The sequence below is a fragment of the Halorubrum sp. SP3 genome, from assembly GCF_005435195.1.
GTDB lineage: Archaea > Halobacteriota > Halobacteria > Halobacteriales > Haloferacaceae > Halorubrum > Halorubrum sodomense.
Genome location: NZ_SGTU01000106.1, coordinates 1 through 292 on the forward strand (window position 1 = coordinate 1; position 292 = coordinate 292).

The window sequence follows — 292 nt, forward strand, 5'->3', positions numbered from 1 at the left end:
TTCGGTTCCGACCTGCCGACACCCTCTCTGGGCGACTGGGTCAAACCGCTCACGAGGAGTTACCCGGGCCTACTCATCGGGGTGGAGAATCCCGGAAGACTCTCAGATAAATTTATTGGATAAATTTAATTATATGGTTGTCAATCACTACTTGTTGATGGACCTACCCGTTCGTGACGGCGGCACGACGTTGATAACCGGTCCGACCTTATCCGGGCGCCGACGGCTGATCCACCAAACGCTGCGCGAGTCACCCGGCCAGCCAGCTATCGTAGCGACGCGAGAACCGGCA